Raw genomic sequence first — 14,660 nt, 5'->3', positions numbered from 1 at the left:
CTCGATCCTGGATGTAGTGGCTTTCCGGCGCTTCGTGGCCACTACATCCTGGATCGAGCATGACCTTGGTGGCCGCACGCACCCCGAACCCTGCTCCGGCCGGTCAGGCACAGGTTTGTCGTCAAGATCCGCGCAACATCAGGGATGTTGCTGCATCCCGCGCGTCGGAGGCAGCAACATCCGGGAAGTTGCGCGGATCTCGACGCGGGGCGCGGGGCGCGGGGCGCGGGGCGCGGGGCGCGGGGCGCGGGGCGCGGGGCATGAGGGGCGGACACGCGGGAGCCCCCGGTCCCGCTGGGGACCGGGGGCTCCGGACGTCGTCAGCTCAGCCGGCCTGCTCGGCGAGTTGAAGGAACTGCCGCTTGGAGGCGAGGGCCTGCTCAGCCTCCTTGATCCGGCGTGCGTCCCCGGCGCTCTGCGCCCGGGCCAGCCGGTCCTCGGCCTCCGCCACCTGTGCCCGCATCTGGGCGAGCAGGGGGTTGTCCTCCTTGGTGGTGCGGCGCCACGCCGAGTCCATCACGTCACGGACCTTGTCGTCGATGACGCGCAGTCGACGCTCCAGCCCGGCGGCCGCCTCGCGGGGCACCCGGCCGGCCTCGTGCCACTGGGCCTGGATCTCCCGAAGCTTGGCCTGGGCGCCCTTCGGGTCGGCGTCGATGTCCAACGCCTCGGCCTCGGCGATCAGGGCCTGCTTGCGCTCCAGGTTGCCGCGCTGCTCGTTGTCCCGTGCGGAGAAGACCTCGCTGCGCCGGCTGAAGAAGGCGTCCTGCGCACCCCGGAACCGTTCCCAGAGCTTCTGCTCGGCCTCCTTGGAGGCGCGCGGAGCGGCCTTCCACTGGGTCATCAGGTCCTTGAGCTGGTTGGCGGCGGCGGCCCAGTCGGTGGAGTCCGAGAGCTTCTCCGCCTCGGCGACCAACTCCTCCTTGGCGGTCTGCGCCTGCTTGCGCTGCGAGTCCAGGGAGGCGAAGTGGGCACCCCGGCGGCGGGTGAAGCCGTCCCGGGCGGCGGCGAACCGCTTCCACAGCTCACCGTCGGCCTTCTTGTCGACCCCGCGGATGGTCTTCCACTCGTCGAGGATCTCCTTGAGCCGGTCCCCGGCGGTCTTCCACCCGGTGGATTCGGCGGCCAGCTTCTCGGCCTCTTCGACCAGCGCGGTCTTGCGGGCCAGGGCCTCGCCGCGAGCGGCGTCCCGGGCGGCGCGCGCTTCGCCAGCCTTCTCCTCGGCGAGGGTCGCCAGCTTGTCCAGGCGGGCGGCCAGCGCGTCGATGTCGCCGACCACGTTGGCCTCGGGCAGCGTGGTACGGATCCGCCGGATCGTGCTCAACGAGTGCCCGGCGTCCGCCGCACCCGACTTGAGTCGCGCCTCGGTCAGGTCCACCTCGGTCACCAGGTCGGCGAAGCGACGGGCGAAGTGTGCCAGGCCCTCCTCCGGTGCTCCCGCCTGCCAGGATCCGACCACCCGCTCTCCCTCGGTGGTCTTGACGTACACGGTGCCGTCCGCGTCCACCCGTCCGAAGGCAGTCCAGTCGCTCATGTGCCCATCCTCGTTCTCCCGGCGTCGAGGGATCGATCCCCCGTCGCCGCCACGGCGCAGCCAAGTTGCTTCCGGCATTGTCACAGGTCCGACCCGGTCCGCGTCGAGCGCCTATCGCCGACCGTGACCATACGGTGTCCTAGGGGCCTAATGACCGGATCGGCTCGGAGACGCACCGGGGATTCCCGCTACGGTGGACGGGTGCCACTGGTCTCCGCCGCCGTCTGCCCGCATCCGCCCCTGCTCGTGCCCGAGGTGGCCGGTGCCGCGGCCCCGGAGCTGGACGATCTGCGGGCGGCCTGTGACACCGCCGTGCGCCGGCTGTTGGCCACCAATCCGGACATTGTGGTGCTGGTGGGCACCGGCCCGGTGACCGGCCCGATCCGCACCCCGGCGACCGGTTCGCTCCAGCCCTGGGGTGTCGACCTGGACGTGCCGCTGGTGTCGGGTCAACCGGACCGGGGCGCTGTGCTGCCGTTGAGCCTGACCATCGGCGCGTGGCTGTTGGCCCGCCACGGCACCCCACCGCCGGTGACCGCCGTGCAGGTGGCCGCCGATGCCGGCCCGGCCGAGCTGGCCGCGCTCGCCCAGGAGGTCGGCGCCACCGGTGACCGGGTGGCGTCGCTGGTGCTCGGGGACGGGTCGGCCTGCCGCGGCGAGAAAGCACCCGGGTACGACGACGCGCGCGCCCTCCCGTACGACCGGGGGGTTGCCGCGGCGCTGGCCGGCGCGGACCTGGACGCCCTGCTCGACCTCGACCCGGTGGTGTCGACGGAGCTGAAGGCCGCCGGTCGCGGCCCCTGGCAGGTGCTCGCCGGCGCGGCCCGCGCGGCCGGTGGTGGGTGGCGCGGCGAGTTGCTGCACGACTCCGCCCCCTACGGGGTGGCCTACTTCGTGGCGTCCTGGGGGCGGGTGTGACCACCGCCGGTGTCGGCACTGTCGTCGCGGTGGTCGGCCCGACAGCGGCCGGCAAGTCGGCGCTGAGCATCGCGTTGGCGCACGCCCTGGACGGGGAGGTGGTCAACGCCGACTCGATGCAGCTCTACCGGGGCATGGACATCGGCACCGCCAAGTTGACCCTCGCCGAGCGGGACGGGGTGCCGCATCACCTGCTGGACATCTGGGAGGTCACCGAGCCGGCGAGCGTCGCGGAGTACCAGCGACTGGCCCGCGCGGCGGTCGACGATATCCTGTCCCGGGGGCGGGTGCCGCTACTGGTCGGTGGCTCCGGGCTGTACGTGCGGGCGGTGCTGGAGCGCTTCGAGTTCCCCGGCACGGACGCCGCGCTGCGGGAGCGGCTGGAACGGGAGTTGGCCGAGGTCGGCCCGGCCCCGCTGTACGCGCGGCTGCGTGCCGCCGACCCGGTCGCCGCGCAGGGCATCCTGGCCGGTAACGGTCGGCGGATCGTGCGGGCCCTGGAGGTGATCGAGCTCACCGGCGCGCCGTTCGCCGCCTCGCTGCCGCAGCCCACGCCGTACTACCCGTCGGTGCAGCTCGGCGTCGACCTGGACACCGGCCCACTGGACGAGCGGATCGCGCTGCGGGTCGACCGGATGTGGGCCGACGGCCTGGTGCCGGAGACCCGTGAGCTGGTCGGGCGCGGCCTGCCCGAGGGGCGGACGGCGAGTCGGGCGCTGGGCTACCAGCAGGTGCTGCGCCTGCTCGCCGGTGAGCTGACCGAGGCGCAGGCGCACGACGAGACGGTCCGGGCGACGCGGCGTTTCGTCCGCCGGCAGCGGTCCTGGTTCCGGCGCGACCCGCGGATCCACTGGCTGGACTCGACGACCCCGGACCTGATCGGGGCCGCCCTGCGTCTGGTGCCGGCCGAGACGCGATAATGGGGCAGTGGAGTTCACCAAGGGCCACGGCACCGGCAACGACTTCGTCCTCCTGCCCGACCCGGACGGTCAGCTCGACCTGACCCCGGAGCTGGTCGCGGCGCTCTGCGACCGGCGTCGGGGCATCGGCGCGGACGGCGTACTGCGGGTGGTCCGCGCGGCCAAGCATCCGGACGGCGCGGGTTTGGCCAGCGAGGCCGAGTGGTTCATGGACTACTGGAACGCCGACGGTTCGTTCGCCGAGATGTGCGGCAACGGCGCCCGGGTCTTCGTGCGCTACCTGCTCGACACCGGGTTGGCCACGCCGGCCGGTGCGGCGCTGCCGGTGGCCACCCGGGCCGGCGTGGTGCGCGCGCTCGTCGAGGGTGACGTCGTGTCCGTCGAGATGCGCCGACCCCAGGTGTACGACAGTTCCGCCGCCACCCTCGGCGGGCTGACAGTGACCGGTGCTGTGGTGGACGTCGGCAACCCGCACCTGGTCTGCGTGCTGCCGGCCGGCGTGGAGCTGTCGGCGCTGGACCTGACCGTCGCACCCGGGTTCGACCCGGCGGTCTTCCCGAGCGGGGTGAACGTGGAGTTCATCGTGGCGGGTGACCCGGTCGACGGCACCGACGAGCACAGCCTGATGCGGGTGTACGAGCGCGGCAGCGCCGAGACCTTGTCCTGCGGCACCGGTGCCTGCGCGGTGGGTGCGGTGGCGCTGCGCGACGCCGGCCGGGACACCGGCGTGGTCGCCGTTGACGTGCCCGGCGGCCGCCTGACGGTGACTGTCACTGCCGACTCCTGCTGGCTCTCCGGCCCCGCCGTCCTGGTGGCCACCGGCGAGCTCAGCCTCCCCACGCTCCGCCCCTGACGCGTGCCCCACCGCCACCTGCGTTGATCAAGAGGTTTGCGTCAAGATTCGCGTGATTCCTGACGCAAACCTCTTGATCAACGGCATGGCTTACGGGGTGGCGCTGGCGCTGGCCGCGATCTCGGGGAGGTCGGCGGGGCCGGGGTCGGCGGCCGGGAGCGGGCTGGGGTTGTGCGCGGCGGCGCGGACGGCGGCGGCGACCGCCGGGGCGACCCGCGAGTCGAAGACGCTCGGCACGATCACCGTCGGGTTGATCTTGTCCTCCCCGACGACGTCGGCGATGGCCCGGGCGGCCGCGAGGGCCATCTCCTCGGTGAACTCCTCGGCATGCGCGTCGAGCATTCCGCGGAACACCCCGGGGAAGGCGAGCACGTTGTTGATCTGGTTCGGCTGGTCGGAGCGGCCGGTGGCGACCACCGCGGCGTGCTTGCGCGCCTCCCGCGGGTCCACCTCCGGGTCCGGGTTCGCGAGGGCGAAGACGATCGAGTCCTTCGCCATCTGCGCGATGTCGTCGCCGGTGAGCAGGTTCGGCGCGCTGACCCCGATGAACACGTCGGCGCCGCGGATGGCGCCGGGCAGGTCACCGGAGTAGTTCTCCTTGTTGGTGTTCTCCGCCAGCCACTGCCAGGCCGAGTTGAGCCCGGTCAGCCCGCGGTGCAGGGCGCCCTCCCGGTCGTACGCGATGATGTCGCCGACGCCCTGACGCAGCAGCAGCTTCATGATCGCGGTGCCGGCCGCGCCGGCTCCGGAGACGACCACCCGGACGTCTTCGAGCCGCTTGCCCACCACCCGCAGCGCGTTGGTCAGCGCGGCCAGCACGCAGATCGCGGTGCCGTGCTGGTCGTCATGGAAGACCGGGATGTCCAGCGCCTCGCGCAGCCGGGCCTCGATCTCGAAGCAGCGCGGCGCGGCGATGTCCTCCAGGTTGATGCCGCCGTAGGCCGGCGCGATCGCCTTGACGATCTGCACGATCTCGTCGGTGTCCTGGGTGTCCAGCACCACCGGCCAGGCGTCCACCCCGCCGAAGCGCTTGAACAGCGCTGCCTTGCCCTCCATCACCGGCAACGAAGCGGCCGGGCCGAGGTTGCCCAGGCCGAGCACCGCCGAGCCGTCGCTGACCACCGCGACGGTGTTGCGCTTGATGGTCAGCCGCCGCGCGTCGGCCGGGTTCTCCGCGATCGCCATGCAGACCCGGGCCACCCCCGGGGTGTACGCGCGGGACAACTCGTCGCGGTTGCGCAGCGCGACCTTCGAGGTCACTTCGATCTTGCCGCCGAGGTGCAGCAGGAACGTCCGGTCCGACACCTTGCGCACATCCACGCCGTCCAGCGCGGTCAGCGCGTCGACCACCTGGTCGGCGTGACCGGCGTCGGCGGTGTCGCAGGTCAGGTCGACGATCACGTGGGTCGGGTCCGAGTCCACCACGTCCAGCGCCGTGACGATCGCCCCGGCCTCGCCGACGGAGGTGGTGAGCCGCCCGATCGAGGAGGCGTCCGCGGTCACGGCGATCCGAATGGTGATCGAAAATCCGGCGCTGGGCATTCGGGTGATGGCCACGGGATCCCTCCGTAACGGCTGTGCGGCCGATCGGCCGCCGCCCGCATTTCTACCGGGTTGTCGCGGCCGACCAGCATTCGCCCCCACTTTTGGCGACCTTCACCATGGGCATATAGCAGGTGCGTTCGGCGTTGTGTCATGTCAGGATTACGTTCTACTTATCAAAACGGACAGGAGAACCGCTTGCGAGACCAGGAGAGCTTTGTCCCCGTCGAGGACGAGCTCGACGACGTCACCACCGGCGAGATGGAGCTGTCGGAGCGACAGTCCCTCCGACGCGTCCCGGGTCTGTCAACCGAGCTCACCGACGTCACCGAGGTGGAATACCGCCAGCTGCGGCTGGAGCGGGTCGTTCTGGTGGGCGTCTGGACCGAAGGTACCGTCGCCGACGCGGAAAACTCGCTGACCGAGCTCGCCGCGCTGGCCGAAACCGCCGGTTCGCAGGTGCTCGAAGGGCTCATCCAGCGTCGTACCCGACCCGACCCGGCCACGTACATCGGCCGTGGCAAGGTCGACGACCTCGGCGCAGTGGTGCTCTCCACCGGCGCCGACACTGTCATCTGTGACGGTGAGTTGTCCCCGTCGCAGCTGCGCAACCTGGAGCAGCGCACCAAGGTCAAGGTCGTCGACCGCACCGCGCTGATCCTCGACATCTTCGCCCAGCACGCCAAGAGCAAGGAAGGTAAGGCGCAGGTCGAGCTGGCCCAGCTCCAATACCTGCTGCCCCGACTGCGCGGTTGGGGTGAGACGCTCTCCCGGCAGACCGGTGGTTCCGGCCGGGGCGGCGGCGCCGGCGGCGGTGTGGGTGTCCGTGGTCCCGGTGAGACCAAGCTGGAGACCGACCGGCGGCGCATCCGTCACCGCATCTCCCGGCTGCGTCGCGAGATCAAGAGCATGAAGACGGTACGCGTGACCAAGCGCGCCCGACGTTCCCGCAACTCCGTTCCCGCGGTCGCCATCGCCGGCTACACCAACGCCGGCAAGTCCAGCCTGCTCAACCGGCTGACCGGCGCGGGCGTGCTGGTGGAGAACGCTCTGTTCGCCACGCTGGACCCGACCACCCGCAAGGCCACCACCTCGGACGGGCGGCTCTACACCCTCTCCGACACCGTCGGCTTCGTCCGACACCTCCCGCACCAGATCGTCGAGGCGTTCCGCTCGACGCTGGAGGAGGTCGCGGAGGCGGATCTGGTGGTGCACGTCGTGGACGGCACCCACCCGGATCCGGAGGAGCAGGTCCGGGCGGTCCACGCGGTGCTCGCCGAGGTCAGCGCTGACCGGCTTCCCGAGCTGTTGGTGGTCAACAAGACCGACGCGGCCGACGAGGACACTCTGCTGCGGCTCAAGCGGCTCTGGCCAGACGCGATCTTCGTGTCCGCGTACTCCGGGCGGGGCATGGACGAGCTGCGCGTGGCGATCGAGGAGCGGCTGCCGAGCCCGGCCGTGGAGGTCCGGGCCGTGCTCCCGTACGACCGGGGCGACCTGGTGGCTCGGGCGCACCGCACGGGCGAGGTGCTCAGCACGTCGCACCTGCCGGAGGGCACTCTCCTGCACGTCCGCGTCGGCGCGGAGTTGGCGGCGGAGCTGACGGCGTTCGACGTGGAGCGGCAGGGGCAGGCGGCCGGCAGCCGGTCCTGAGCGACCACGGCGTCATCCACCGGAAACGCGCGGCATGCGACACTGGCCGAATGCGCCGCGTTGTTTCCTCGGTCACGGTTGCCCTCGGCCTGCTCGGGGCAACCGTGGCGCTCGCCGGAGTCGCCGCAGCGGCTCCCGCCCCTGGGGCGTCCGGGCCGCCCGCCGCGAACCCTGGCCAGAAGCGGTGCACGATCGCCGACGAGCGCCTACGGGAGCTGTCCGGGCTGGTCGCCACCAAGAGTGGCTACATCGTCATCAACGACGGCACCGAGGTCCCGGAGCGTAAGCGGGTCTTCTTCCTCGACAGCAAGTGCAAGATCTCGAAGGAGCCGGTCCGCTACTCGGGGCAGGGTCCGTTCGACACCGAGGATCTTGCCCTGTCCAAGGACGGTAAGACCCTCTGGATCGCCGACACCGGTGACAACCCCGACTCGAAGGAGCGCCGCAGCCGCGTCGCGCTCTGGTCGATGCCGGTCACCGGCGCCAAGGCGCCGACGCTGCACCGGCTCTCCTACCCCGAGGCCAAGCCGCACGACGCCGAGGCGCTGCTCATCGGCGACGACGGAAAACCGGTGATCATCACCAAGGTGACCAGCGGCAAGGCCGAGATCTACACGCCGTCGGCGGCCCTCAAGAGCGGCGACACCGCCCCGGTGCCGATGCTTAAGGCCGGCGAGCTCACGCTGCCGAAAACCCAGACGGAGAACACCCTCAACACGTTCGGCCGGATCGCCATCACCGGCGCGTCCCGGGCACCGGACGGCTCCCGGGTGGTCCTGCGCACCTATGCGGACGCCTTCGAGTTCGACGTGACAGGTGGCGACATCGTGGGCGCGCTCACCACCGGCAAGCCGCGGGTGACGCCGCTGGCCGACCCGTTCGGCGAGGCCATCAGTTACACCTCGGACGGAAAGTCGTTCCTCACCGTCTCCGACGCGGGCCGGTTCACCGAAGACGAGCCGCTCGACATCCTCAGCTACGCCCCGTCCACGTCGACCGCGGTGCCACTGGCTGCCGAGGACGGCGCCAAGCCGGCCGCCTCGAAATCCTGGACCGACGGGCTGAGCCTCGACGACATCACGTACCTGGTCGGCGCGGTCGGGCTGATCGGCCTGCTGTTGGTCGCCGCCGGCATCTTCGGCATCGTTCGCGCCCGCCGTCGCCCGCCGACCGCTGACGCGTCCGACCCGTCGGAGCCGGATGGCGAGCCGTTCGGCCCGCGCGCGGGCCGTGCCGTCGACGGGTTCCCGGCCGACGATGACCGCAGGGGTGGTGTCTACGGGGGCGGCGCGCCGGCCGGCGGCGCTGTCTACGGCGGTGGTGCGGGTCGTGGCGGCCCAGCCCCCGCAGGTGGTGCGGGTCGCGGTGGCCCGGCCCCAGCGGGTGGTGCCGTGTACGGCGGTGGCGGTCGACCGGCCTCGGCTGACGGTGGCTACGGTGCGCCGCGACCGGACGGCGGCGGCGGCGGTGCTGGCGTGTACGGCGGTGGCGGACGCCCTCCGGCCAGTGGCGGTGGTCGTCCCCCGGCTGGCGGTGGTCGTCCCCCGGCTGGTGGTGGTGGACGCCCTCCGGCCAGTGGCGGCGGCCGTCCGCAGGGTGGCGGCGGTCGCCCCCAGGGCGGTGGCGATGGTCGTCCTGGCAGTGGCGTGTACGGCGGCGAGGGCGGTCAGCCCGGTCGCGCGGAGCCGCCACGGCGCGGTGGGCAGGAGCCCGACTACCGGGGTCAGCGGCCCGGCCGCCGACGCGACGACGACGACGCGCCGCCGGTGGACCCGTACGGGCAGTATCCCGGGGGCGGTCGCGGTCACCGGGGCGACCGTTACTGATCGGCGCTGAGGCGCTCACCCCGCCCTGAACGAGCGGTGCGGGTGGGCGCGCCGTCAGCACCCACCCGCCGATCGGTCAGATCCGGCGTAGCACCGCCACGACCCGGCCCATGATGGTGGCGTCGTCGCCGGGGATCGGGTCGAAGGCCGGGTTCTGCGGCATCAGCCAGACGTGCCCGTCGCGCCGCCGATAGGTCTTCACTGTCGCCTCGCCGTCGAGCATGGCGGCCACGATCTCGCCGGAGTCGGCGGTCGGCTGCTGCCGGACGACCACCCAGTCGCCGTCGCAGATCGCCGCGTCGAGCATCGAGTCGCCCTTGACCTGGAGCATGAAGACCTCGCCCTCACCCACCAGCTCGCGGGGGAGGGGGAAGATGTCCTCCACGGCCTGCTCGGCGAGGATCGGCCCACCGGCGGCGATCCGACCGAGCATCGGCACGTACGCCGGGGTCGGGCGCTGTGCCCTCGACAGCTCGTCGTCGATCGCCTCGCTGGGGGCGCGGACGTCCACAGCGCGCGGCCGGTTCGGGTCGCGGCGCAGGAAGCCCTTCTTCTCCAGCTCCTTGAGCTGGTAGGCGACGCTGGACGGCGACACCAGGCCGACCGCCTCGCCGATCTCCCGGACGCTCGGCGGGTAGCCGTGTCGTTCCACCCAGGTGCGGATGAACTCCAGGATGCGCCGCTGGCGGGCGGTCAGGTCGACCGTCGCCGGGTCGGGGAAGGCGCTGACCACCGGGGTGACCTGGCGCACGGCGGGCTGACCCGTCCGGCTGCGCGCGGCGCTGCGGCGTCGGGTGGCTGGAGGGCCCGCCTCGGTGATCTGCTGCGGGCTCTTCGGCCGGCTGGCCCGGTCCTCGGTCACGTCCGTCCTCCCTGGTCGGCGCTGGGTGCCTCGTCGGCTCGTGGTGCGTGCGGTGGTGCCACGTTGTTCATGACCGTATAGGTGAGATCAGTCATTTTCAAACATCTGTACGACCTCTCACCGGCGTGTCGGGGTGAAAAAGCGCTCCGCTCGTACGGATGTTCTGATAAATGGTACGTCAGGTAGCACTGGTGTTCGATCGTGGACCTTTTTCCGGGCGGATCCGGCCGGCTGGCCGGTAACCCGGCCGGGATCGTGACGTTGGGTCTTCGGGCGTTGTGCGGGGCGTGGATGACCGGGTGGTCCGTGACGCGCCGGACACGCCGGCCAACTTGACCCGGCTTCCCCGGCGACATACGGTCGACCCCTAGATGTAGTAGTGACACGGGCGTAAGTTGCCTACAGGTTGGGTCTGACTACCGACCGCACTCCCGTAACGTCGATCACGGCGGGCGTCGTCCGAGGATGGCACCGTCGGGGTCGGTCGTGCCCGGGAGTGTTCGGTGTGCTCGCAGTTGATCATTATTTGGAGGTGGGCGATGCGGTGTCCGTACTGCCGGCACGCTGACTCCCGGGTGGTCGACTCGCGGGAGGCCGACGACGGCCAGCTCATCCGACGGCGGCGGTCCTGCCCGGAGTGCGGCAAGCGGTTCACCACCGTCGAGGAGGCGGTCCTCGCTGTCGTCAAGCGCAGCGGGGTGACCGAGCCGTTCAGTCGCACGAAGATCATCGGCGGGGTGCGGAAGGCGTGCCAGGGCCGGCCGGTGGACGACGACTCACTCGCGCTGCTCGCGCAGCGGGTGGAGGAGACGGTCCGGGCCAAGGGGGCCGCCGAGATCCCCAGCCACGACGTGGGCCTGGCGATCCTGGGTCCGCTACGCGACCTGGACGAGATCGCCTACCTGCGGTTCGCCAGCGTCTACCGCTCGTTCGACTCGCTCGCCGACTTCGAGCGCGAGATCGAGACGTTGCGGGCCGCGGCGCGAGCCCGGGAGCAGGGCCGGGCCGATGCGGTTGAGGCCGCCGGCCGTACCAGCTGAGTCTTCACGGTTTTTCACAGAGATTGGGACGCGCGGTGGGTGACCGCGCAGACGAGGGGGGCGACGGCGTGACAACTAGCCGTTCACGGAACAAGGCAGGCGCGGGGCTGAAGATCGAGCGGGTGTGGACGACCGAGGGGGTCCACCCGTACGACGAGGTCTCCTGGGAGCGCCGTGACGTCGTGATGACGAACTGGCGGGACGGCTCGATCAACTTCGAGCAGCGTGGGGTGGAGTTCCCGGAGTCGTGGAGCGTCAACGCGGCCAACATCGTGACCACCAAGTACTTCCGGGGAGCGGTGGGGACCCCGGAGCGGGAGTGGTCGCTCAAGCAGCTGATCGACCGGGTGGTCACCACCTACCGCACAGCGGGCGAGGAGTACGGCTACTTCGCCAGCCCGGCCGACGCCGAGGTGTTCGCGCACGAGCTGACCTGGATGCTGCTGAACCAGGTGTTCAGCTTCAACTCGCCGGTCTGGTTCAACGTCGGCACGCCGTCGCCGCAGCAGGTCAGCGCCTGCTTCATCCTGGCCGTCGACGACTCGATGGACTCGATCCTCGACTGGTACAAGGAGGAGGGGCTGATCTTCAAGGGCGGCTCCGGCTCCGGGGTCAACCTGTCGCGGATCCGCTCGTCCCGTGAGCTGCTCTCCTCCGGCGGCAACGCCTCAGGCCCGGTCAGCTTCATGCGCGGCGCGGACGCCTCCGCCGGCACCATCAAGTCCGGCGGCGCGACCCGCCGGGCGGCCAAGATGGTCATCATCGACGTCGACCACCCGGACATCCAGGAGTTCGTGGTCACGAAGGCGCGCGAGGAGGACAAGATCCGCGCGCTGCGCGACGCCGGGTTCGACATGGACCTCGGCGGCTCCGACATCGTCAGCGTGCAGTACCAGAACGCCAACAACTCGGTCCGGGTCTCCGACGAGTTCATGTCGGCGGTCGAGAACGGCAAGGGCTTCGACCTGCGCGGCCGGCTGGACGGCTCGGTGATCGAGACCGTCGACGCCAAGAACCTCTTTCGCTCCATCTCCCAGGCCGCCTGGGAGTGCGCCGACCCGGGCCTGCAGTACGACGACACGATCAACGACTGGCACACCTGCCCGGAGACCGGGCGGATCACCGCGTCGAACCCGTGCTCGGAGTACCTGCACCTGGACAACTCCTCGTGCAACCTTGCCTCGCTCAACCTGATGAAGTTCCTCCGCGCCGACGGTGGCTTCGAGGTGGAGAAGTTCGTCAAGTCCGTCGAGTTCGTCATCACCGCGATGGACATCTCGATCTGCTTCGCGGACTTCCCGACCGAGAAGATCGGTGAGACGTCCCGCGCCTACCGGCAGCTCGGCATCGGCTACGCCAACCTGGGCGCCCTGCTGATGGCCACCGGCCTGCCGTACGACTCGGACCAGGGCCGCTCGGTCGCCGCGTCGATCACGTCCCTGATGACCGGCACCGCCTACCGCCGCTCAGCCGAGCTGGCCGGCGTCGTCGGCCCGTACGACGGCTACGCCCGCAACGCCGAGCCGCACAAGCGGGTCATGCGCAAGCACGCGGCGGCCAACGACGAGATCAAGCCGACCAGCCCGGTGGCCACCGCCATCGTGCGTGAGGCGACCAAGCAGTGGACCCAGGGCAACAAGATCGGCGACAAGTTCGGTTGGCGCAACGCGCAGGCGAGCGTCCTCGCCCCGACCGGCACGATCGGCTTCATGATGGACTGCGACACGACCGGCGTGGAGCCGGACCTGGCGCTGGTCAAGTTCAAGAAGCTGGTCGGCGGCGGCTCGATGCAGATCGTCAACCAGACGGTGCCGCGCGCCCTGCGCAGCCTCGGCTACCCCGAGGAGCAGGTCGAGGCGATCGTCGAGCACATCGCCGACCACGGCCACGTGGTCGACGCCCCGGGCCTCAAGCCGGAGCACTACCCGGTCTTCGACTGCGCCATGGGGGAGCGGACGATCGCCCCGATGGGTCACGTGCGGATGATGGCGGCCATCCAGCCGTTCGTCTCCGGCGCCATCTCCAAGACGGTCAACATGCCGGAGGCGGCCACCGTCGAGGACGTCGAGAAGATCTACTTCGAGGGCTGGAAGCTCGGCCTCAAGGCGCTGGCGATCTACCGGGACAACTGCAAGGTCGGCCAGCCGCTCTCGGTGGCCAAGTCCAACAAGTCCACCGAGCCGGCCTCCGTCGAGACCGCACCGGCCGCGCCGGCCGCGGTCGAGAAGGTCATCGAGTACCGGCCGGTGCGTAAGCGCCTGCCGAAGAAGCGCCCGTCCGAGACGGTCAGCTTCTCCGTCGGTGGCGCCGAGGGCTACCTGACCGCGTCGTCCTACCCGGACGACGGCCTCGGTGAGGTCTTCCTGAAGATGTCCAAGCAGGGCTCGACCCTGGCCGGCGTGATGGACGCCTTCTCGGTGGCCATCAGCATCGGCCTGCAGTACGGCGTGCCGCTGGAGACGTTCGTCAGCAAGTTCACCAACATGCGCTTCGAGCCGGCCGGCATGACCGACGACCCGGACGTGCGGATGGCGGCCTCGGTGATGGACTACATCTTCCGTCGCCTGGCGCTGGACTTCCTGCCCTACGAGCGCCGCGCCGAGTTGGGCATCTTCACCGCCTCGGAGCGGGCCGCGCAGCTGCGGGCCGAGGCCGACGCGGAGGCCGCCGGCGTCACCGGCGCCGAGCTCACCGCGATGGCGTCGTCCGCGCCGGTCGAGACCCCGGCCAAGCCGGAGGCTGTCGCCCAACCGGCCCAGGAGATGGCCGACGTGGCCGCCGCCAAGCCGGCTCCGAGCGTGGGTTCCAGCACCGAACTGCTGGAGGCCGTGATCGGCAAGGCCGCCGACGCGCCGCTCTGCTTCACCTGCGGTACGAAGATGCGCCCCGCCGGTAGCTGCTATGTCTGCGAGGGCTGCGGCTCCACCAGCGGCTGCAGCTGACGTAGAGCCCGCGGCAGGAGCACGGGAGTGAGTTGTACCTGATCTTCGCAATCGACTAGTTGTCAAGATCTAGGGCTATCACTTCCAAGGCGATGGGTGCTAAATCGCACGAACGAACACGGCCCGGTCCCTCGCCGTGAGGGACCGGGCCGATTCGGAGCACGAGTTGCCCGTACACCGACCGGGCGATTCGCTTGCCGCCGCCCACGGGGACGGCATCAGGTCTTCTCGGCCGGTCGGGATAGCCGGCGCGGGATGTTCAGAAGAAGGGGGCTGCAGAGGCCCAGACAAGTCAGCGGAGGGCCGGCCTGGCCGGGCCGGCCCTCCGTGGCACTGACAGACCTGTCAGATGCGGGCGATCATCCGTATCAGACCACTGTCTGCGCCGACTTGTCACATCGACGCGGGCAGGAGGTGAGAAATGTCTAGCAGGAACACCAAGCAGACCAGCGCCAAAGCGGCGCGGGCTGCAGGCAAGGTGCTGAGCAATCCGAAGGCGAGCAAGGCCGCGAAGTCGGCTGCCGCCAGCGCGTTGTCCCAGACGCCGAAGCGGAAGTGATTCCGGGGCGG

Annotated in this window: 11 protein-coding genes; 8 read left to right on the top strand and 3 right to left on the bottom strand. The window is 70.8% G+C overall.

Annotated features, from left to right (window positions below; translation table 11 throughout):
• Positions 1–325: 325 nt before the first annotated feature.
• A complete protein-coding gene (locus NIE79_RS27310) occupies positions 326–1,534 on the bottom strand; it encodes a DUF349 domain-containing protein (RefSeq protein WP_238681290.1) in 1,209 nt (402 codons plus the stop codon).
• Between the two features lie 150 nt (positions 1,535–1,684).
• Between NIE79_RS27310 and NIE79_RS27305 the strand changes: the two genes are divergently transcribed.
• Genes NIE79_RS27305 through dapF form a run of 3 tightly spaced genes read left to right on the top strand, consistent with a single transcriptional unit; the run spans position 1,685 to position 4,225 of the window.
• Positions 1,685–2,452, top strand: a complete 768-nt coding sequence (locus tag NIE79_RS27305) for a class III extradiol ring-cleavage dioxygenase family protein (protein WP_238681289.1) — start codon at positions 1,685–1,687, stop codon at positions 2,450–2,452.
• A complete protein-coding gene (gene miaA / locus NIE79_RS27300; protein ID WP_274524736.1) occupies positions 2,437–3,372 on the top strand; it encodes a tRNA (adenosine(37)-N6)-dimethylallyltransferase MiaA in 936 nt (311 codons plus the stop codon). The genes NIE79_RS27305 and miaA overlap by 16 nt, the downstream gene beginning before the upstream one ends.
• Before the next feature lie 7 nt (positions 3,373–3,379).
• Positions 3,380–4,225, top strand: a complete 846-nt coding sequence (dapF, locus tag NIE79_RS27295; protein ID WP_238681287.1) for a diaminopimelate epimerase — start codon at positions 3,380–3,382, stop codon at positions 4,223–4,225.
• Between the two features lie 90 nt (positions 4,226–4,315).
• On the opposite strand, the gene NIE79_RS27290 is transcribed toward dapF, so the two are convergent.
• Positions 4,316–5,782: an NAD-dependent malic enzyme gene (locus NIE79_RS27290; protein ID WP_238681286.1), complete on the bottom strand. Its 1,467-nt coding sequence runs from the start codon at positions 5,780–5,782 to the stop codon at positions 4,316–4,318.
• Positions 5,783–5,965: 183 nt separating this feature from the next.
• On the opposite strand from NIE79_RS27290, the gene hflX reads away from it, so the two are divergent.
• Both hflX and NIE79_RS27280 read left to right on the top strand, forming a co-directional pair.
• Positions 5,966–7,420, top strand: a complete 1,455-nt coding sequence (gene hflX / locus NIE79_RS27285; protein WP_238681285.1) for a GTPase HflX — start codon at positions 5,966–5,968, stop codon at positions 7,418–7,420.
• Positions 7,421–7,470: 50 nt separating this feature from the next.
• The gene (locus NIE79_RS27280; protein WP_238681284.1) at positions 7,471–9,246 is read left to right on the top strand and encodes a hypothetical protein; all 1,776 of its coding nucleotides are present in this window, start codon (positions 7,471–7,473) and stop codon (positions 9,244–9,246) included.
• 76 nt (positions 9,247–9,322) lie between these two features.
• Here NIE79_RS27280 and lexA read toward each other — a convergent pair whose 3' ends face one another.
• Positions 9,323–10,108 (bottom strand): transcriptional repressor LexA, encoded by a 786-nt coding sequence (lexA, locus tag NIE79_RS27275; RefSeq protein WP_030337371.1) that lies wholly within the window; start codon positions 10,106–10,108, stop codon positions 9,323–9,325.
• A 539-nt stretch (positions 10,109–10,647) separates the two neighbouring features.
• Between lexA and nrdR the strand changes: the two genes are divergently transcribed.
• From nrdR to NIE79_RS27260, 3 genes are all read left to right on the top strand, one after another.
• Positions 10,648–11,148: a transcriptional regulator NrdR gene (nrdR, locus tag NIE79_RS27270; RefSeq protein WP_091400542.1), complete on the top strand. Its 501-nt coding sequence runs from the start codon at positions 10,648–10,650 to the stop codon at positions 11,146–11,148.
• A gap of 35 nt (positions 11,149–11,183) precedes the next feature.
• On the top strand, positions 11,184–14,090 hold the full coding sequence (locus NIE79_RS27265) for a vitamin B12-dependent ribonucleotide reductase (RefSeq protein ID WP_238681283.1): 2,907 nt from the start codon (positions 11,184–11,186) through the stop codon (positions 14,088–14,090).
• A 421-nt stretch (positions 14,091–14,511) separates the two neighbouring features.
• Positions 14,512–14,649, top strand: a complete 138-nt coding sequence (locus NIE79_RS27260) for a hypothetical protein (protein ID WP_238681282.1) — start codon at positions 14,512–14,514, stop codon at positions 14,647–14,649.
• Positions 14,650–14,660: the final 11 nt, after the last annotated feature.

It is taken from the genome of Micromonospora trifolii (genome assembly GCF_022229005.1).
GTDB classification, from domain to species: domain Bacteria; phylum Actinomycetota; class Actinomycetes; order Mycobacteriales; family Micromonosporaceae; genus Micromonospora; species Micromonospora trifolii.
This window is presented reverse-complemented; position numbering and strand designations above follow the sequence as displayed.